This is a genomic window from Allomuricauda sp. F6463D (genome assembly GCF_023015965.1).
GTDB lineage: Bacteria > Bacteroidota > Bacteroidia > Flavobacteriales > Flavobacteriaceae > Flagellimonas.
Map to the genome: position 1 here is coordinate 966,789 of NZ_JALKAN010000001.1, position 19,349 is coordinate 986,137.

Consider the following 19,349-nt stretch of genomic DNA (forward strand, 5'->3'; position numbering starts at 1 on the left):
GTTAAACAATTGTATATAGTAAGAGAATCATTAAAATTCCGATTATCCCTTGAACAAGCGTACCCATGGTATGCCCTCGCAAAGCAGTTTTTACATTCATATTGGAAAACTGTGAAACCACCCAAAAATAACTATCGTTTATATGAGATACCGTCATAGCGCCCGCCCCTACTGCCAAAACAGCAAAAGCCTTATCGGTAATTGAAAGTAAACCAAAAGTTTCCAATAATGGTGCAATAATCGCTGAAGTAGTTATAATGGCAACAGTTGACGAACCTTGCGCCGTTTTAAGTATGGTAGCGATCACAAAAGCAATCAATAGACCACCAACACCAGTAGTGGATTCCAAGTTAATGATAGAAGCAATATCCATAGTACGTAAAATGGCCCCAAAAGCACCACCTGCACCTGTAATCAAAACAATGGCCCCAGCCTGCTTAAAAGCATCGGGCACCCAGTCTTTCCTAGTTTTGGAGGGAACATTTCTTCCCAATGCGAAAGCAAAGAAAACACCAATTAAAAGCGCAATTACAGGGCTGCCTATAAAATCAAAGATTTTATATAAGGAACCTTCTCCCAACGGGTGTGTTGGGTAATTTACAACAGAGTTCATCGCTATTAACACAATAGGGACAAGCAAGGGCAAAAAAGCTTGAAAAGGTCGGATGGTCGTTGGAATCACTTCTTGCTCTTGCCTTGTTTCTTTTTCAAGGTTCTCGGTTTCGGTCTCTTTGAGTGATTTACCAATAAAGCGTGCCCAAAAATAACCCGAAACGGAAACCGGTATAGCAACCAAAAGACCAAAAATCAACACCATTCCCAAATCAGCACCTAGAATGGCAGCGGCGGCCAAAGGTCCAGGTGTGGGCGGAACAAATACATGTGCCGAGTATAAGCCCGTGGCCAATGCAATGGCAAAAACCAAGGCTGGTATTCCAGTCCTCTTACTAATGGCTTTGTTCAAAGACGAAAGTATGATGTATCCAGAATCACAATATACTGGAATGGAAATTACAAAACCAGCTAAATTCATTGCCAATGGTGAATGCTTTAATCCAATAATTTTTAAGACACTGTTTGCCAATACTTGGGTACTTCCCGTTCTCTCCAGATACACACCGATAACTGTCCCAAATGCAATTACCAAACCGATGCCAGAAAGTGTTTTCCCAAAACCTTCGGCCATGGTGGACATAATATTTTGTGGTGTAATTCCCAATAAAAACCCAGAGACAACAGCTGCAATGGTCAATGAGAAAATAGGATGCATCTTAAATTTTACAGTGGCAATGATAATAAAGAGAACAACCACTCCAAGAACAAGTATCTCCATGGACAATTTTTAGTAGAATATCCGCTAAATATAAGCTAATATTCCTACTTTGGTCCCATGAGGCGAACTAACAAGGAACTTTTGGTAAAAGCAATAAAATCATTTGGTTTTACTGTACTGGCCATGTTTATGGGACCTTTTATAATTTATCAAGCATTCAAAAATGAAGGACACCCTTTTTATTGGCCAGTTCTGATTTTAGGTATCATCTGCGCCATTTTGGCCATCTATTTAGGGTTTAGATCGGTAAGTATCGTGATGGAGGCCATTTTTGGAAAAAAAACAAAAAACTAATTATCTGTACTTGGCGGCATGCGCTTCCATTTATTGGTAAGCTGTGCATAATCGTAATCCAAAACCGATTTTTGACGCTCCAATCTGCTCGCTGCAAAAGCACGTTGCAAAATATCTTCTATCAAGTAATCTTCATGGATTTCTTCTGGACGAAATTCCTCTTTTAATGTAATTTTAAATAAGCTTGCGGTGGTACTGTACCAGAACGCACGCCACCCGCTCCTAAGTTCCTTAACTAAATCAAAGGCCGTGGTACCCGTTTGTCTATGTATCAACTTCACTAAAATTTGTCCTTCGGTACGGGTCAGTTTCTTTAACTCATCAGAAAACTCTCCTTCAATATACTTTTGAACCTTTCGTGTATAACGTCTTTGATGTCTTCTTTTTTTGATTAGTTGTAAGCTATCATTAAGTTCAACCAATCGTTCCGCAGCCAATTTGGCATAAGGATACACCTTAACAGTTTTTCTGCGGAGTATATAATAACGTAGCTTATCCTCACGGTTGGCAAAATCCAGTTTTCCAAAAAGGTAGACCTCGTCAAGCTCAATGGAACTCATCAATATGGAGTCGCCCTCGAACCGCACATAGTAATCTTCAATGGAGTCGTTGGTTATAAAATCGTTGGGCTTTAAAATGGAATCCTTCTGTGGTTCCTGAGCAAACCCAAAGGTGGTAATGGTCAGTAAAACAACAAAATAATAGTTACGAAGCATAACATTCATTCCTCAATAGTCTTGCCAAAAGTAAGTATAAAGGTATAATTTGGCTATTAAATAAAAGTGAATATTCTTATGTTTGTGTATTAAATCAGATACATGTCAAAAGAGAAGGTAATCAACGAAAAATCCATTGCGTTTTTAGAAAAATACTTGAACAACCCATCACCTACAGGTTATGAATGGGAAGGTCAAAAAATTTGGATGGACTATATAAAACCCTATGTCGACGAATTTATTACCGATACATACGGTACTGCAGTAGGAGTTATCAATCCAGATGCAAAATATAAGGTCGTTATCGAAGGACATTCCGATGAAATTTCTTGGTACGTGAACTATATTACGGATGAAGGGCTTTTATATGTGATTAGAAACGGAGGAAGCGACCATCAAATAGCACCCTCTAAATGGGTGGACATCCATACAAAAAAAGGCATAGTAAAAGGTGTATTTGGATGGCCGGCCATCCACACTAGGAACAAAGCCAAGGAAGAGTCGCCAAAATTAGACAATATATTTATCGATATTGGCGCCAAGGATAAAGAAGAGGTTTTAAAAATGGGCGTACATGTAGGTTGTGTGATCACCTACCCAGACCAATTCCACATTTTGAACAAAGATAAATTTGTATGTAGAGCTTTGGACAACCGTATGGGTGGCTTTATGATAGCCGAAGTGGCGCGTTTGCTCAAAGAGAACAAAAAAGAACTTCCTTTTGGACTGTACATCACCAATTCGGTACAAGAAGAAATAGGATTGCGCGGTGCTGAAATGATTACGCAGACCATTAAACCCAATGTCGCGATTGTAACTGACGTGTGCCACGACACCACTACTCCGATGATCAATAAAAAAACGGAGGGAGAGACCAAAATTGGCGACGGACCTGTAATCTCCTATGCGCCCGCGGTACAAAACAAATTGCGTGAACGCATTTTGGAAACTGCCGAATCCAACAAAATCCCGTTCCAGCGCAATGCATCGTCCCGATATACTGGGACTGATACAGATGCCTTTGCATATAGCAATGGCGGGGTGGCCTCTGCTTTGATTTCGTTACCGTTGCGCTATATGCATACTACGGTTGAAACAGTTCACAAAGATGATGTTGAGAACGTTATCCGCCTAATCTATGAAACTTTATTGAACATTAAGGACGGAGAGACTTTTAGTTATTTTGATTAACTAAGCTTATTCATTCTTTGAGCTAATAAAATTATGTCACCCTGAAACATTTTCGGGGTGACTTTTTTTTATCTTTATGAGATATGGAGGAGCGTGTGGACATATTGGATGAGCTTGGAAACCCAACAGGAAAGTCCTGTTTAAAGTCTGATGCACACTGTAAAGGTCTACTGCACCCTACCGTACACATTTGGCTGTATACACCCGATGGCCGCGTTTTGCTTCAACAGCGCGGTAAAAACAAAGCTACCCACCCCCTATTGTGGGATGTTTCGGTAGCCGGACACGTATTTGCGGGTGAAAAAATTGTTGCCGCTGCCATTAGAGAGGTTGACGAGGAAATTGGTCTATCCATAACGGAAACCGATTTAGAGTCCCTTGGCACATTCAAAGCTATTCATAAAATTTCGGAGGATTTTATTGATGCCGAGCTACACCATATTTTTCTGTGTAAACTAAATACATCTTTAAATCAGCTTACCAAACAAGAAAGTGAAGTCGAGGATTTAGCTTTGATTCCTCTTTTTAAATTTGCTGAAGAAACTTGGGGCTTGGCCAGCGTAGGCAAATATGTTCCACACGGTCCCACGTATTACAAAACCATCATCAAAGCGATTAAAAGTCGGACTTGATGTTTTCTGCAAATTCCTCAATGGAATCCAATGTGTAATCCAGTTGATTCCCGGTCTTCATATTTTTAACCACAAATTTACCCTCAACCAATTCTTTGTCACCCAAAAGAATTACGTAAGGAACCCTTCTTTTATCGGCATATTTAAACTGTTTCTGTACTTTGGTGTCCGTTGGGTATAAATCAGCCCTGAGTCCTAATTTGCGTAACCTAGAAACTAATTCTAATGCTGCCATCCCTTCGTTTTTACCAAAATTGAGACAAAGTATGTCCAATGAAGTGTCCAAACTGTCTGGGAAAAGCTCCAGTTCTTCCAAAACCAAGTAAATACGGTCCAACCCGAATGAAATACCTACACCGCTTACATCTTTCAGTCCAAAAATACCCGTAAGGTCATCATAACGGCCTCCACCACCAATGGAACCCATTTTTACGCCATCAGGTGCCGCAACTTCAAAAATGGCCCCTGTGTAATAATTAAGGCCTCTGGCCAAGGTTACATCCAACTGCAACATGGCAGATTGCAACCCGATTGTATCAACCGTTGAAATGATTTCTTCCAGCTCGGAAACACCCAACATTCCCACTTCGGAGTCTGCTAAGATGGTTTTTAGTTTTTCCAATTGTTCGGCAGCGGTTCCTGACATATCAAACAAAGGCTGCGCTTTGGCAATGGCTGCTTCGGAAATGCCTTTTTCCATCATTTCGGATTTCACCTTCTCCTCTCCTATTTTATCCAACTTGTCCAAGGCTACGGTAAAATCCACCAACAAATCTTTGGCGCCTATAACTTCGGCGATTCCAGAAAGTATTTTTCGGTTGTTGATTTTGATGGTGGTACCTTTTAGACCCAAATCGGTAAAAACAGCATCGTATAGTTGTACAAACTCCACTTCTTGAAGCAAAGAATTGGCACCCACCACATCGGCATCGCACTGGTAAAACTCACGAAAACGTCCTTTTTGCGGACGGTCGGCACGCCATACTGGTTGAATTTGATATCGTTTGAAAGGAAAATCAATCTCATTTTGGTGCATTACCACATAACGGGCAAAGGGTACTGTAAGGTCGTAGCGAAGTGCTTTTTCTGAAATTTTCGGCGTCAACGAGGCTGAATTCTTTGAACTGTAGGTGACATCATCCACCTTGGAAATAAAATCACCCGAATTCAATATTTTAAATATCAAACGGTCGCCTTCATCCCCATATTTACCCATTAAAGTTTCTGAATTCTCAAAAGACGGGGTCTCTATCGGCTGAAAACCATAGGTTTCGAAATGTTTTTTAATGGTTTGGATGATATAGTTGCGCTTGGCCACCTCTGCAGGTGAAAAGTCTCGAGTTCCTTTAGGTATAGATGGTTTCTTTGCCATGTGGTCTTAAATTCTCGTGCAAATATACGGTGATAAAACATTTAATTTAAATCGAGGTGTTAGTGAGAATAGACTAGAAAAAACACAAAGTCAATAATACACATGAATTAATATAAACCATACATCAACTCAAAATGCGCATTCATTAATTGACCAAAACAAATGTAGAATATAAGTACTCTATTTGTGGCTTAACTGTTAAACCCTATATTATGAAAACTTCAAAAGTTTTATTTTTTACCTGCATGATTATTAGCTCTTTAATCATTTCCTGTTCCGGTGAAGATGGCGAACAAGGTATTAAAGGAAAACAAGGAGAACAAGGGATTCAGGGTGAAAAAGGACCTCAAGGGGAGGTCGGACAAGAAGGGAATGCCAATGTAAAGAAACTCGAGTGGGACCTTAGTTTATTGCCTGCAGGAGAGAGTTCTATTGAGTTTAATGTGCCTGAGTTTACAGCGGTGGCCTTGCAAAACAATTCATTGATCGCTCATATGGAATTCTTTAATGGAGTTGACACACATTTCTATGTGCTTCTGCCTGGAAGGTTACAAACTTTAAATCTGAATTTCGGCATTGAATATACTGAAGAACTTTTGGCTCTTCGGTTTTACAATGCTGATGGTACTGATGGATTATGGCCGCAAATACCAAATGATTACACTGTTATTTTACATATTACCATGGTTGAAGTAAACCCAGATGCCATGGCTGGTAAAAATTCAGTTGCTCAGGACCTAAAAAGCGTAGGAATAGATATTGCAAATTACCATGAGGTAATGCAATACTATGGATTGGAATAAAATAGGCTTCTGTAATTTTATTTAAGCACCTTAATTGCATGCGGGATTATCAAACTCATTGATAATCCCGTAATATTTTCTTTTGCAATATCTTGTATGTAAGACAAAAGAAATCTGACTCACCCCGTATTCAATTCATTCTTCAATCGTTTCCCTCTTACCGAATGACAAACAGTTGGGTTTTAATTTAATAATCTCTAATCAGTGTTAACAATCTGCTCAAACCATTGATACAATTCTCCTTTAGTGATTACCCCTCCTTGTTTTATAATTTCGAACTTGTCTACGTTCTTATCATCACCATAAGCCTTTGAAGCGGTAAGGTATTCCACAAAATCGGATTGAAAATTCCGTTTGAACCAACCGAACCCCACTTCGGTCCTTAGGTCAATTTCCGGATTCTTTACTTGCACTGAAAGGAGTTTCATTTCCTTTTCTGCTGCATGGAACAAATGCATATGGCGTTCGGAAATATTCTCCAAATACTCCACTTTGCTCAACACCCCTTCCCATATCAAATCACAAAAAACATCTATTTCATCTTCGGCAACATCAGGTTTTTCCTGTTTTAAGGCACTCCACTCTTCGGCTGTAATGGATTGCGTTGCCAAAAAGTTGATAAATTCAGGATGAAGTTCCTCCAATTGTTCCTTGGTCAGTCGTTTGTATTTCATATTGCAAAAATATAAAAGGCTGTTCAAAACAACGACTTTTAAAGGTCAAGAAAAACATCAAATACTTAAATTCCATACACTTTTTTTAAGTTTAGATTAACACCCATAATTTCACTGATTTTTGGCAAGCGCTTTTATTTATTGTAGTTTCGGAACCTAACATTTTTAATAAAACACATATAGAATGAGATTTTTAAAATCTATTAAAACTTTAGTAGTCTGCATAGCAGCCATGGGCGCAAGTGCTTTTTCGCAAGTCAATGCGCAAGAGCAGATGGAGGTCACCAATGCCGAACTGAATAAAATTGCCTCTGCGTTCCAAGGTATCCAAAAAGTGAATATGGAAGCTCAACAACAAGTAATGCAAAAGGTTGAGGAAAGCGGATTTGATGCCAATAGGTTCAATGAACTTTACCAAGCCTCTGCATCCGCAGAACAAACAGTTGATGCCAGTGATGAGGAAAAAGATCGTTTTGGAAAGGTTATGGGCGAAATACAACAAATGCAAGTTGGCTTTACCGAGAAAATTGAAGAAATAATCAGCAATGAAGGTATGAGTATAGAAAGATACCAAACCATAGCGATGGCTTTGCAAAGTGATACAGAGCTTCAAGGTCGCTTAAGAGCCATATTGGAAGAGCAACCGCAATAAAAAGTATATACTACAAATAAAAAATCCCGAGCCAATGGTTCGGGATTTTTTTATATAACAAAGTGTCTGAAGTTTATTTTGCTTCCGCAACCACTTCAAATGGGAAATCAACGATAACCTCCCTGTGTAATCTAATAATTGCTTCGTAAGGTCCCACTCGTTTGATAGCTCCACCTTTAATATTGATGAATTTTCTATCTATTTGGTGTCCTTCTTTATCCAAAGCACTCGCAAGGTCGATATTGGTAACAGATCCAAACAATTTGTCACCTGCACCAACTTTAGCGGTTATTCTGATTTCCAACTGCTTCAATGCATCGGCAATCTTTGTAGCCTCATCAACAACCTTTTTCTCCTTGTGAGCTCTTTGCTTAAGGTTTTCTGCCAACACTTTTTTGGCAGAAGGCGTAGCCAAATCGGCCAAACCTTGTGGGATTAGGAAGTTTCTGCCGTAACCGTTCTTTACGGAAACGATATCATCCTTAAATCCCAAATCCTGTACATCTTCTTTTAGAATAAGTTCCATTCTTTGGTGTTTTTTATTTCAACATATCGCCAACATACGGCATTAACGCTAGGTGACGGGCTCGTTTTACGGCCTGTGCCACTTTTCTTTGGTATTTCAAGGAAGTACCTGTAAGTCTTCTTGGAAGCAATTTACCTTGCTCGTTCACCAATTTCATCAAGAAATCCGGGTCTTTGTAATCAATGTACTTGATACCTGATTTCTTGAACCTACAATACTTCTTTTGCTTGCTGGTCTCAATGTTAAGTGGGGTCAAATATCTGATTTCCCCATCTTTTTTTGATTTTGCTTGTTGCTCAATAGATGCCATACCCTTATGCCTTTGCTTTTAGTTTGTCTCTTCTTCTTTCCGCCCAAGCAATTGCATGCTTGTCCAATTTAACGGTTAAAAAACGCATAATGCGCTCATCTCTTCTAAATTCCAACTCATAGGGACCAATGGCCTCACCTGGAGCTTGGAATTCGAACAAGTGGTAAAACCCACTTTTCTTGTGCTGAATGGGATAGGCCAATTTTTTAAGTCCCCAATTTTCTTTGGAGACCATTTTGGCACCATTCTTAATCAAGAAATCTTCAAATTTCTTGACTGTTTCCTCTATCTGCGTTTCAGACAGAACGGGATTCAAAATGAAAACAGTTTCGTAATGGTTCATTATAATATATTTTTAAAGGAGCGCAAAATTAACAATATTTCTTTCACCCTGCAAGAAAACTAAAAAAACTTCGTTAAAGTACAAGAGTTATCAACAATGACGAACCCAATAAACCTAAATAACACATATGGTAATTTACACAACAAAATAGACCATGTTTACATCTTTTGTTGCAGTTAGACGTCTTTTTTATGTAATTTGCCGATGATTTAAAACCCTACAAATCACCCCATTCTATGAAATTAAAAAGTATAATTGTAGACGACTCCTCGATGCAACGCATGGCTGTTGCAAAGTTGGTCAACAATCATCCACATCTTGCTTTGGTTGCGGAGTACAGCAATGCAATTGAAGCTAAGAACGGCCTGAAAAACCACGAAATCGATTTGATTTTTTTAGATGTTGAAATGCCGATAATAAGTGGATTTGACCTTTTAGAGGCTTTAGAGAACCCACCACAGGTTATTCTGATCACGGGAAAACCTGATTACGCGCTTAAAGCGTTTGATTACGATGTAACCGATTATTTGCACAAACCCATCACTTTGGCACGTTTTGAAGCCTCCGTAAAGAGAGCTGTTGCCAAATACGAGCAAATGAACAGGGTCGACGAAGATGAAGAACACATTTTTGTAAAGAGCAACCTTAAAAAACGTAAGGTTATCCTAAACGACATTAAATGGATCGAGGCATTGGGAGATTACATAAAATTGGTTACAGATGAAGCCAATATTGTAATTCTTTCAACCATGAAATCTTTCGAAAAGCAGTTACCTGCTGATAAGTTTTTACGTATCCACAAATCTTATATTGTGAATCTGGAAAAGATTGAAAAATTCAACAGCAAGAATGTTGAAGTTGGAGGCAGACAGATTCCATTGAGTAGAAATAAAAAGACCGAGCTTGCAGAAGCGCTGGCCAACGTATAGTTATATGTGGTCTACATTATAGACCAATCGTATACTTTTATACTTTGAAATAGCATTAAAAGAATTTTCAATTCTTTTAATGCTATTTTTTGTTTGGGCCAAGGGTTGTTTGCGGGGAATTTTGATCATTATGTTTTTTAGGTAATCCCTACGAATTCTCGCCACAGGTGGGTACTCCGGCCCCAGAATGTTCGTCCCGAGAACATTACGCAACGAACTGGCCAACCATTCCGAAGCTTCGTTCAATTTATTGAAATCTTTATCCTTCAAGGTTATTTTTATCAGTCTTACTAAAGGCGGGTACTTGAACTGTTCCCTTTCATAGAACTGCTCCTCGAACATTTTATCATAATTGTTGGTGGTAACCTGCTGCAATATTTGATGATATGGATTGTAGGTCTGCACAAGCACCTTACCTCGTTTTTGGGTTCTTCCTGCCCTGCCTGCGACTTGGGTCAACATTTGGAAACTCCGTTCATGGGCCCGGTAATCCGGGAAATTGAGCATGGAATCCGCATTCATAATCCCTACCAAGCTTACATTTCTAAAATCGAGCCCTTTTGTCACCATTTGAGTACCCACCAAAATATCCATTTCTTGGTTTTCAAAAGATGATATTATTTTCTCATAGGCGTACTTTCCCCGTGTCGTATCCAAATCCATTCGTCCCACGGGAACATTTGGGAACAATTGTCCCAATTCTTGCTGAATCTGTTCCGTACCAAAACCTTTATTGTCCAAAGTAGGGCTGCCACAGGCCAAACAAGCTTGTTGCAGGGCCATATGATAGCCGCAATAATGGCAACGCAGCTGATTTCTATGTTGATGATAGGTTAAACTAACGTCGCAATTCGGACATTGGGCCACATGCCCACAAGTGGTGCATTCCACTACGGGTGCAAATCCTCGTCTGTTCTGAAAAAGAATGATTTGCTCCCCCTCCTCCAATGCTTCGGCAATGGCCTTTATTAGAATTTCAGAAAAATGTCCTTTCATTCTACGTTTACGGGTAGCTTCTTTTATATCCACCAAATTAATATCGGGCATCAAAACATCACCAAATCTATGGGCTATGGAGGCATAACCATATTTATTTGCCCTGGCATTGTACATGCTTTCTATACTTGGCGTAGCAGAACCCAAAACAATATTTGCCTTGTGCAAGGATGCCAAAACCACGGCTGCGTCTCTTGCATGATAGCGAGGAGCGGGGTCAAATTGTTTAAAAGAACTCTCGTGCTCCTCATCTACGACCACCAAACCCAAATTTGTAAATGGAAGAAAGAGTGATGATCGTGCACCGATAACTATTTGGGCTTTTTCTGCATTTTTTAGAAGATTGTTCCAAACCTCTACTCTTTCATGTATGCTGTATTTTGAATGATATACAGAAACCCGATGGCCAAAATAGCGTCTCAACCTATTGATCAATTGAGACGTTAAAGCTATTTCTGGCAATAGATAAAGGGCCTGTTTGCCTTCGTCCAGGCACTTTTGAATCAATTTTACATACACCTCGGTCTTTCCTGAAGATGTTACCCCGTGCAACAATACCGGTTTCTCTTCATTAAAACCGCTATTGATATCCTCCAAAGCTTTTTTCTGATACTCATTCAAGGCGATATCTTTGGATTCATCTGACCGTTGATCAAACTGCACCCTGTCTTTACGAATATGGTATTCTTCTAAAATATTTTTATCGATCAGCGCCTTTATTACAGCTCGTGAACCACCACTCTGCTTTTCCAGTTCCGAAATGGGTATGGGCTTGGTGCCCTTGGTTTTCAACTGAAATAAGGATAGCACTACCTGACTTTGTTTGGGCGCTCTTGTTAACTCATTGAGAAGGTGTGCAAGTTTTTCTTCATCTTCATACTGTATTGATAGTTTTACGTAACGTACCAATTTTGGCTTGTACTGCTCGTACAGTTCCTCTTTTTGAAGCACAACACCTTTACTGACCAATGTATTAATCAGTTTTAATACATTTTTTTTGTCGACAATATCGCTGACCTCGGAAATTTTCAATGCTGTTTGATGCTGAAGTGCTTCATGTACCAAAAACTCATCATCGGTCAACATCTTATCCTCTATGTCAGATTCTTTATTTGGTAAAATCAGGGTTTCACTCTCCAACATAAACGCACTGGGCAGTGCACTTCTTACGACTTCCCCCAATGTGCACATATAGTACTTGGCCACCCATTCCCAGTGTTTCAACTGTATTTGGGTCACAACCGGAGTTTCATCCAGTATTTGATAAATTTCCTTGGATTCATAAGCTTGAGGTGCATTTTGATGCACTCGGTAAGCTAGTCCTGTGTAGATCTTGGATTTTCCAAAAGGTACGGCAACCCGCATGCCTTCCTGTATAAAATCAGCTTCTGCTTGTGAGATTTTATACGTGAACAATTTTTCCAAAGGAATGGGAAGAACAACATCCAAAAAATAGTCCATACGTTAATTCTCTACTACCCTGTGCCATGTTTGGGTCCTGTACAAAAATGCCAAATAGCCTCTTACTTTTAGTCGATCCTCGTTTTCCTCATCAAGCCAAACTCTTCCTTTAAAAGTCATTGCTTGCTCGGGATCAAAAAGTCTATCACCTTTATAGATGCCTTTACTGTTTTTTTCAAAATCTTCCATGATCTTCATTCCAAGAATGGGCTTATCCTTCAGGTCTCCTTTACATTTTGTGCACAGGGCATCTTTTTTGCCTTCTTCTAATATTTTGACAACCTTGGCGTGCATTAAATCTCCTTCTTTATAAATTTCGATTATGGCCTTGGTGATTCCATTGCGGTCATCGATTGTTTTCCACTTGCCAAAAACGCTTTGTGACCAAGTCATCTGACACAACAGAAAACATATTATATATATCCATTTATAGCCTATTTTTCTGTCTTTCATGTCTTTTTTTTAATGAATTTAGTGTTGCATTCAATTCAAAACCCAATAATAATATATTGGAATTTAACCAAATAAACACCATTAAAATCAATAATCCTCCCAATGCTCCATAAAGTTCATTATATCGAGCAAACTTCTCAACATAGATTCCGAAAAGATATGAGGTCAATAAAAATAATAGGGTGGTCATAAGTGCTCCTGCGGAAAAAAAACGCACCTGTCTGCCTTCTGCTGTTCCAAAATAGTATAATATAGCTGTAGTGAGATAAGACAGACAAAGGAAAAATAACACTTTGGCTATCTGTATTCCTACGGTATCACCTTTCTCCACATCATACCCTAATGTTTTTCCCAAATATTCACTGGTATATTCCACTATATAAAATTCAAAATAGACAAAGAAGACCGCACCGACGATCAATAAAACGGAAAGCACCAGTCCAACCATGAGCGCGTAAGCATACTGACGAAAAAAATTACGGGTCAGCTCTACATGATAGGAATTTTCAAATCCACCAAAAATAGCATTCACACCATTGGCCATCAGAAAAATGGACAGAATAAAAGCAGAGGACAGCAACCCTCCTTGTTTTTGGTCTTTGATCTGCTGATAGATCTCTCCAAAATAATCACTTGTTGCCGATGGAAGGAAAGACTCCAGAAAATCCAAAAATTGGGCATCAAAATTCTCATTGCCCACACTTACGTATGGAATTATAAATGGAATCATGGTGACCAAAAAAATAAGTAAAGGGAACAAGGCTAAAAAAATACTGAAGGCAATGGAGCTGGCTCTAGAAGACAAGGTGCCTTTCACAATTCCCACCAAATACATTTCGATCAAATCATAAAAAGAGAGTCCTTCAAAAGCTTTTAGCTTAATTTTTTTCAATAACCGTACAATCCAATTGACCACGGGTATTTTCTCCAACTGCTCTTCTATGGCTACGGACATTTAAACGGCTTTTAAACTTAGGTCCATATTATAAACAGAGTGTGTCAATGCTCCAGATGAGATATAGTCCACACCACATTCGGCATATTTTCTTATTGTGTCCTCCGTAATTCCTCCAGAAGATTCGGTGAGACACTTATCGCCTATTCTATTCACAGCTTCGCGGGTTTGTTCGTAATCAAAATTATCCAGTAAGATACGGTATACCCCATCTGATTTCAAAATTTCGTCAACTTCATTCAAATCCCTGGCTTCAACAATAATCTTAAGGTCTTTTTTCTTTTCTTTTAGATATTCCTGGGTTTTTTGGATGGCTTTGGTAATCCCGCCTGCAAAATCAATATGATTGTCTTTCAACATGACCATATCGTACAACGCAAATCTATGATTTTCACCGCCCCCAATTTTTACGGCCCATTTTTCAAGGGCCCTAATGCCGGGAGTGGTCTTTCGTGTATCCAATATCTTGGTATCGGTACCATCCAAAATGGATACAAAGCTTTGTGTTTTAGTGGCAATAGCACTCATTCGTTGCATAGCATTGAGCACTAATCGTTCTGCTTTTAAGATACTTTGCGAACTTCCTTCCACATAAAAAACAATGTCACCGTATTTTACCGAAACTCCATCTTCCAATAAAGTTTCAATTTTCAAATCTGGGTCAACGTAGTTAAACACCTTTTTGGCAAAATCTACACCAGCAATAATACCCTCGTCCTTTACGAGGAGTTTTGCCTTTCCCTGTGCTTCTGCTGGAATGCAGGCCAAGGAGCTATGGTCACCATCACCAACATCTTCCCTAACAGCGTTGGCAATAATCAAATCCAGTTCGTTTATAAATTTTTCTTCGGATATCATCCAATTGTGGTTTTAACGAAAATAGTAAAAACATTGTTCCAAGTCCATGCCTTGTACATGCTTAATTTTACATGGAATCGATTATTTTTGGGCATGCAAATTACTTTGATTGCAATTGGAAAAACCGATAAGTCTGAACTTGAAGAACTTATAACCGTTTACGAAAAGCGGCTAAAGCATTATATCAAGTTTCGGATGGTAATTGTTCCCGATATAAAAAATAGTAAAAATCTTTCCGAAGCCCAACAAAAAGATAAAGAAGGTGAATTGATCTTGGCACAATTAAAGCCTACCGATACACTTATACTGTTGGATGAAAAAGGAAAACAATATACCTCGGTCGATTTTGCACAGTTCCTCCAAAAAAAGATGAACGGTGGTACAAAAAATCTGGTTCTGGCCATTGGTGGCCCTTACGGTTTTAGCGATGCTGTTTATGCCAAAAGTTCTGGAAAAATAAGTCTCTCCAAAATGACCTTTTCCCACCAGATGGTCCGCTTATTTATTGTGGAGCAGATTTATCGCGGATATACCATTCTAAGAAATGAACCCTATCATCACCAATAATTAATAAAGCACCCTAAACTTAATGGTATTCTCGATTTTCTTGAGAGCCTTGATCACATCCTTATTGTATTCCTTGTCCAAATCAGTGATTACATAGCCCACCTCACTATCGGTAGAAAGAAATTGCCCTGAAATATTAAGGCCATATTGCGCCAACACCTCATTAATCTTTGCCATGATGCCAGGAACATTTCTATGAATATGCAAAAATCTATGTGCCTTGTTTTGTTTGGGCAACCTAATATTTGGGAAATTAACGGCATCGACCGTGTTTCCAGAATTGATATAGTCCATGATTTTATTGGGAACAAAATCGGCAATGTCCCGTTGTGCTTCCTCCGTACTCCCACCAATATGTGGCGTTAGGATAACGTTGGACAGACCTTGCAAAGGCGTTTCAAAACCTCCGTTGCTTCGTGGTTCAGAAGGATATACATCTATAGCGGCACCTCCCAATTTTCCACTTTTAAGGGCACTGGCCAAGGCGTCAATATCGACTACAAATCCTCTGGAAAGGTTAATGAGTTTGGCACCATCTTTCATCTGGTTGATTTCACGGTCTCCGATAAAGTTTTTATTGGATTTATTATCATCCACATGCAGAGTGACTACATCGGAAACATTGAGCAAATTTTCCAAAGTATCGCATTTTACTGCATTTCCAAGAGCTAATTGGTCATTTACATCATAATAATACACTTTCATCCCCATAGCTTCTGCCAATACAGACATCTGTTTACCGATATTGCCATAACCCACGATTCCAAGATTTTTACCTCGCACTTCTTGTGATCCAATGGCGGTTTTGTTCCATTCTCCTTTATGGATTTCTGTACTTCTGGGGAAAATACTACGCATCAGCATAATTATCTGTCCAATAGCCAGCTCAACAACGGAACGTGTGTTGCTATATGGAGCATTGAAAACAACCACTCCTTTATTTTTACTATATTCTAAATCTATCTGGGTGGTTCCAATGCAAAACGCCCCTACCACCAATAATTTATCAGCGGCATCCAACACTTTCTGGGTTACCTGCGTTTTGGAGCGTATCCCCAGTACGTGAACTCCTTTTATACGTTCTATAAGTTCCTCCTCGGAAAGGCTTGTCTTTATCAACTCTACGGAAAATCCTTCCTCGGAAAGATTTTTGAAAGCTGCAGGGTGCACATTTTCCAGTAATAGGATTTTAATTCTGTTCTTTGGATATGATAAGTTTCTTGGTAAATCGTTCACAAATAAAAATTCATCTAGGTTTGGTGCTACGTGGTCAGCATTATCTGTAGCTTTTTCACGATGCACATTTTCAGTGTAGGCAAAAAATTTATGGGCTATACCGGCCTCGCGCATTACATAATCGCTATAACCGTCGCCAATAACTTGGACTTCGCCTTCCAAGTCCAAATTTTTTAAACATTCTATTTTCCCATTATGTGTGGCCAGTACATTCGTCTCGTCAAAACCATTTATATTTCCGTCCTCATCAAACTTAAATGTGTTGGCATAAACGCGCTCAGAAGGAATGTTGTACTCTTCAACAATTGGATCAATAAATTCCTTGAAGCCACAGGAAATCACATAGATATGATCTGAGAACTCATGAAAGAAGTCTTTGTTCGCCTCGATTGATTTGGATATTTTTTGACGAAGTTCGACCACTAGATCATCCAAATCACTTTTGTTGGCACTCAACAACTTAATTCTACGTTCCAAGGATTCAGTAAATGAAATATCCCCGTCAATCCCCAAATTGGTGATGTTTTGGATTTCGCTTACAATTTCATCTCTTTTTGGATTGTTCTGCAGGGTCATTTCCGCTAAAACATCCAACGCTTCCACCCTTGTAAGCGTGCTATCAAAATCGAACACATATTTGCGTCCTGTTTCCACCATGATTCGCTTCAAAAAAATTAAGGCATAAAATTAAACATTAATTCCATCCTTGGAATCGTAACTTTTAAAAAACGTTACACATTTACGGATAAATCAAAAATCCATTACAATTTGTTTCAAATGCCACCTAAAACCGATCTTTTTGCAATCATACACGAATCATTTCCGTCTATGAATTTCCAAATAACAGTACTAAATGTAAAATATGAGCAGAAACCATAAGGTGTCTGGTGGTAGCTATGGGATTTAGCATGTTAAAACCAATAATTAGGGTGAATTCCACCCATTAAAACCAACGTCTGGTCAACTTACAATAAATACTGTACTCCTTTCCAAACTTTTCCAAAAGCATCGCTTCTTCAGGTTTAATCTGAAATTTGTTCATATACGACACAAAACCAGCTGCTATGAGCGTGTTAAAAGCATTGCCCAGCATTAATCCCAACGCTAGCAAAACCAATAGAAGTCCCAAATACATTGGGTTTCGGCTGTAATTATAAACGCCTTTGGTTATTAATTTTGTCGTTTTTTGAGGATGCAATGGATCTAATGTGGTTTTGTTCGATAAGAATTGTATTACCGATATGGCTCCAATCAATATGCCAAGGCCAAAAAGTATCCCAGCCAGTTCATTTCTTCCGAAAAAATCGAACTCCCCTACCGGCAGAAATCGATCTAAAATATACATCAACCCTCCAAAAATCAACATTACTAAAACTGGTGGTACTTTTACTTTCATAAAGACGGCTTAAAACTCGAAATTACTATTTTTGAATCATTAGTGTCTGACTAAAAGATGGTTTTCCTTGGAAAGGGTCATTGAGCCTGGATGGGACGGATAATTGGAACCACTAAAAAAGGAAAAATTGAACCACCTTAATTTTAGCAATAATCAAATCTGGATCAATCACTTATTTGTGATTTTATCATGCTCACTTTTTCCCGTTTCGAGTGGTATACCATGACCGTTTTTTGCACACTAGTGATAATATTTAAAGAATCATCATTTTCTCTTCATTCTTTTTGGTCCGTACCAAAGCCAAAATCCAGTAATTGAAAAAACAACCAGCGCAATGCCTAAAATGGAGGAATAAACCAATTTGAACATTTCGCCCGGAATCCCAAAAAGCCGGTCTACAATTGCTCCATCATGTAAATGCTCCATAAGATCTGAAGCTCTATATTCATGTGATAGCACTTTACCCGAGGTAGCATCCAATTGTAGGCTATAATAATGCTCTTTATAAATAATCTTTACAATTCCTTTATCCGGACGCACATCAATTTTATCAATTTCAGATGAATATTCCGGTCCCTTCCAAGCCTGGATTTCGGAGGTCGAAATGGTCATAATTGAATCCATGGACAACCATTCATGTGCATTTTGAGAAATTCCTTTTTTTGTGGGATATTGCAACACATCGACATGTTTTTTCCAGCCTAAAAAGGCTCCCGTCATTCCAACTATTATAAAAAAGAAAAAGAGTAGAATCCCTGTCTTTCTATGTATGTTTCTTGTACTTCTTAAAATAGAAGCTTGTTTTTTTCTGTTCATATTTATCATATGACCCATCACAAGAGCTCAAGAAGGTCCTGTAATAAGCCAAAAAGTTTGAAGTTTTATTTGTTTACCAATCAAATCCCAATACAGTTTAGAAAGAGAACATAATTATGAGCCCAAACTGGAAACACAAAAATGTGTTCCATTGGATTTTTTTGAATTGGTTGTATATAATGTATGTCCGTAATACATGTATGACGGACTTAAATCAGTGAAAGGACAATCAGCAGATACGGGGAGGGGGAAATAGGGGTTTGAAGAATAAACTATCAAAACATTCCTGGCACTGAGCGAAAAGTAGTTTACGGTAAAATTCCTCTTGGCCCACGTCAGGTTTATGATGTTGATAAAATAGTTTCTTAAAAAAATCGAACAGTCTGGTATGTTTGTCCTTGCGGAGCGGGTCGGCACCCAATGCCCTAGCAAGTAACTCGTCCATTTCTTGGTTCAGTGCGGTTTCCTCTTTATCCCACCAACACTTGAGTACCATATAACCACCCTTGTTTTCTTTTTCAATAACATCATACATCTGCCCTTTGTATTCAAATTCCATGGAATGCTCCCAACGAAGTTCCGTCTTGATTTGCTCCATTGTGAATTCCAGCACAACAAACTCACCTTCCTCAACTGCTTGATTGATTGTTTTTCTGATTTCTTTGCGTAGGTGTTGCTTTTGGAAATGGAGCAATAGAAAACTACCCCCAATAGGAGCTATGAGGGAAAATAATAAAAGTATAGCAGTGTATGTTCTCTTCAAGCTTACTGCGTTGTTGTTTTTGTTGGGGCATCTTTTAACACCAAGAACATATCATTCTTGATAAAAGCAAATC

22 protein-coding genes are annotated in these 19,349 nt (G+C 38.8%); 7 read left to right on the forward strand and 15 right to left on the reverse strand.

What is annotated here, in order from left to right; translation table 11 throughout:
• Position 1: 1 nt before the first annotated feature.
• A complete protein-coding gene (locus MWU56_RS04220) occupies positions 2-1,333 on the reverse strand; it encodes a GntP family permease (RefSeq protein ID WP_247042566.1) in 1,332 nt (443 codons plus the stop codon).
• A gap of 57 nt (positions 1,334-1,390) precedes the next feature.
• On the opposite strand from MWU56_RS04220, the gene MWU56_RS04225 reads away from it, so the two are divergent.
• Positions 1,391-1,627, forward strand: coding sequence for a DUF6095 family protein (locus tag MWU56_RS04225; protein ID WP_247042568.1), 237 nt, complete (start codon positions 1,391-1,393; stop codon positions 1,625-1,627).
• On the opposite strand, the gene MWU56_RS04230 is transcribed toward MWU56_RS04225, so the two are convergent.
• Positions 1,624-2,343, reverse strand: a complete 720-nt coding sequence (locus MWU56_RS04230) for a DUF4294 domain-containing protein (protein ID WP_247043699.1) — start codon at positions 2,341-2,343, stop codon at positions 1,624-1,626. The genes MWU56_RS04225 and MWU56_RS04230 overlap by 4 nt on opposite strands.
• Before the next feature lie 102 nt (positions 2,344-2,445).
• On the opposite strand from MWU56_RS04230, the gene MWU56_RS04235 reads away from it, so the two are divergent.
• Both MWU56_RS04235 and MWU56_RS04240 read left to right on the forward strand, forming a co-directional pair.
• Positions 2,446-3,534 (forward strand): M42 family metallopeptidase, encoded by a 1,089-nt coding sequence (locus MWU56_RS04235; RefSeq protein WP_247042569.1) that lies wholly within the window; start codon positions 2,446-2,448, stop codon positions 3,532-3,534.
• 83 nt (positions 3,535-3,617) lie between these two features.
• A complete protein-coding gene (locus tag MWU56_RS04240) occupies positions 3,618-4,166 on the forward strand; it encodes an NUDIX hydrolase (RefSeq protein ID WP_247042570.1) in 549 nt (182 codons plus the stop codon).
• On the opposite strand, the gene hisS is transcribed toward MWU56_RS04240, so the two are convergent.
• On the reverse strand, positions 4,150-5,538 hold the full coding sequence (gene hisS, locus MWU56_RS04245) for a histidine--tRNA ligase (protein WP_247042575.1): 1,389 nt from the start codon (positions 5,536-5,538) through the stop codon (positions 4,150-4,152). The genes MWU56_RS04240 and hisS overlap by 17 nt on opposite strands.
• A 212-nt stretch (positions 5,539-5,750) precedes the next feature.
• On the opposite strand from hisS, the gene MWU56_RS04250 reads away from it, so the two are divergent.
• Entirely contained in the window at positions 5,751-6,341 is a 591-nt protein-coding gene (locus tag MWU56_RS04250; protein ID WP_247042576.1) for a collagen-like protein, read from the forward strand.
• Between the two features lie 197 nt (positions 6,342-6,538).
• Here the strand turns inward: MWU56_RS04250 and MWU56_RS04255 are convergent, their stop codons facing one another.
• The gene (locus tag MWU56_RS04255) at positions 6,539-7,015 is read right to left on the reverse strand and encodes a DUF6495 family protein (RefSeq protein WP_247042577.1); all 477 of its coding nucleotides are present in this window, start codon (positions 7,013-7,015) and stop codon (positions 6,539-6,541) included.
• Between the two features lie 184 nt (positions 7,016-7,199).
• Here MWU56_RS04255 and MWU56_RS04260 point away from each other — a divergent pair, with 184 nt between their 5' ends.
• The gene (locus tag MWU56_RS04260) at positions 7,200-7,667 is read left to right on the forward strand and encodes a DUF4168 domain-containing protein (RefSeq protein WP_247042578.1); all 468 of its coding nucleotides are present in this window, start codon (positions 7,200-7,202) and stop codon (positions 7,665-7,667) included.
• 73 nt (positions 7,668-7,740) lie between these two features.
• On the opposite strand, the gene rplI is transcribed toward MWU56_RS04260, so the two are convergent.
• The 3 genes from rplI to rpsF are packed head-to-tail and all read right to left on the reverse strand — an operon-like array spanning position 7,741 to position 8,846.
• Complete coding sequence (gene rplI / locus MWU56_RS04265) at positions 7,741-8,193, reverse strand: 50S ribosomal protein L9 (protein ID WP_247042580.1); 453 nt, start codon at positions 8,191-8,193, stop codon at positions 7,741-7,743.
• Positions 8,194-8,206: 13 nt separating this feature from the next.
• Positions 8,207-8,503: a 30S ribosomal protein S18 gene (gene rpsR / locus MWU56_RS04270; protein WP_014031368.1), complete on the reverse strand. Its 297-nt coding sequence runs from the start codon at positions 8,501-8,503 to the stop codon at positions 8,207-8,209.
• 4 nt (positions 8,504-8,507) lie between these two features.
• Complete coding sequence (rpsF, locus tag MWU56_RS04275) at positions 8,508-8,846, reverse strand: 30S ribosomal protein S6 (RefSeq protein WP_247042582.1); 339 nt, start codon at positions 8,844-8,846, stop codon at positions 8,508-8,510.
• Positions 8,847-9,082: 236 nt separating this feature from the next.
• On the opposite strand from rpsF, the gene MWU56_RS04280 reads away from it, so the two are divergent.
• Entirely contained in the window at positions 9,083-9,775 is a 693-nt protein-coding gene (locus MWU56_RS04280) for a LytR/AlgR family response regulator transcription factor (RefSeq protein WP_247042583.1), read from the forward strand.
• Here the strand turns inward: MWU56_RS04280 and priA are convergent, their stop codons facing one another.
• From priA to nadC, 4 genes are read right to left on the reverse strand one after another with little or no spacing between them, the layout of a single operon-like run.
• A complete protein-coding gene (gene priA / locus MWU56_RS04285) occupies positions 9,776-12,232 on the reverse strand; it encodes a primosomal protein N' (protein WP_247042584.1) in 2,457 nt (818 codons plus the stop codon). It lies immediately after the preceding gene.
• Positions 12,233-12,235: 3 nt separating this feature from the next.
• The gene (locus MWU56_RS04290) at positions 12,236-12,685 is read right to left on the reverse strand and encodes a DUF2147 domain-containing protein (RefSeq protein ID WP_247042585.1); all 450 of its coding nucleotides are present in this window, start codon (positions 12,683-12,685) and stop codon (positions 12,236-12,238) included.
• Positions 12,660-13,640: a YihY/virulence factor BrkB family protein gene (locus tag MWU56_RS04295; RefSeq protein WP_247042586.1), complete on the reverse strand. Its 981-nt coding sequence runs from the start codon at positions 13,638-13,640 to the stop codon at positions 12,660-12,662. The genes MWU56_RS04290 and MWU56_RS04295 overlap by 26 nt, the downstream gene beginning before the upstream one ends.
• A complete protein-coding gene (gene nadC, locus MWU56_RS04300; RefSeq protein WP_247042587.1) occupies positions 13,641-14,498 on the reverse strand; it encodes a carboxylating nicotinate-nucleotide diphosphorylase in 858 nt (285 codons plus the stop codon). It abuts the gene before it with no gap.
• A gap of 93 nt (positions 14,499-14,591) precedes the next feature.
• Between nadC and rlmH the strand changes: the two genes are divergently transcribed.
• Complete coding sequence (rlmH, locus tag MWU56_RS04305) at positions 14,592-15,065, forward strand: 23S rRNA (pseudouridine(1915)-N(3))-methyltransferase RlmH (protein ID WP_247043700.1); 474 nt, start codon at positions 14,592-14,594, stop codon at positions 15,063-15,065.
• On the opposite strand, the gene serA is transcribed toward rlmH, so the two are convergent.
• The 4 genes from serA to MWU56_RS04325 all read right to left on the reverse strand — a co-directional run bounded on the left by serA (position 15,066) and on the right by MWU56_RS04325 (position 19,276).
• Positions 15,066-16,958 carry a phosphoglycerate dehydrogenase gene (gene serA / locus MWU56_RS04310; RefSeq protein WP_247043701.1) on the reverse strand — a complete coding sequence of 631 codons (1,893 nt, stop codon included), beginning with the start codon at positions 16,956-16,958 and terminating at the stop codon, positions 15,066-15,068.
• A gap of 286 nt (positions 16,959-17,244) precedes the next feature.
• Positions 17,245-17,697, reverse strand: coding sequence for a methyltransferase family protein (locus MWU56_RS04315; protein ID WP_247042588.1), 453 nt, complete (start codon positions 17,695-17,697; stop codon positions 17,245-17,247).
• Between the two features lie 264 nt (positions 17,698-17,961).
• Complete coding sequence (locus tag MWU56_RS04320) at positions 17,962-18,513, reverse strand: PepSY-associated TM helix domain-containing protein (RefSeq protein ID WP_247042589.1); 552 nt, start codon at positions 18,511-18,513, stop codon at positions 17,962-17,964.
• Between the two features lie 229 nt (positions 18,514-18,742).
• On the reverse strand, positions 18,743-19,276 hold the full coding sequence (locus tag MWU56_RS04325; RefSeq protein WP_247042591.1) for a hypothetical protein: 534 nt from the start codon (positions 19,274-19,276) through the stop codon (positions 18,743-18,745).
• Between the last annotated feature and the right edge of the window lie 73 nt (positions 19,277-19,349).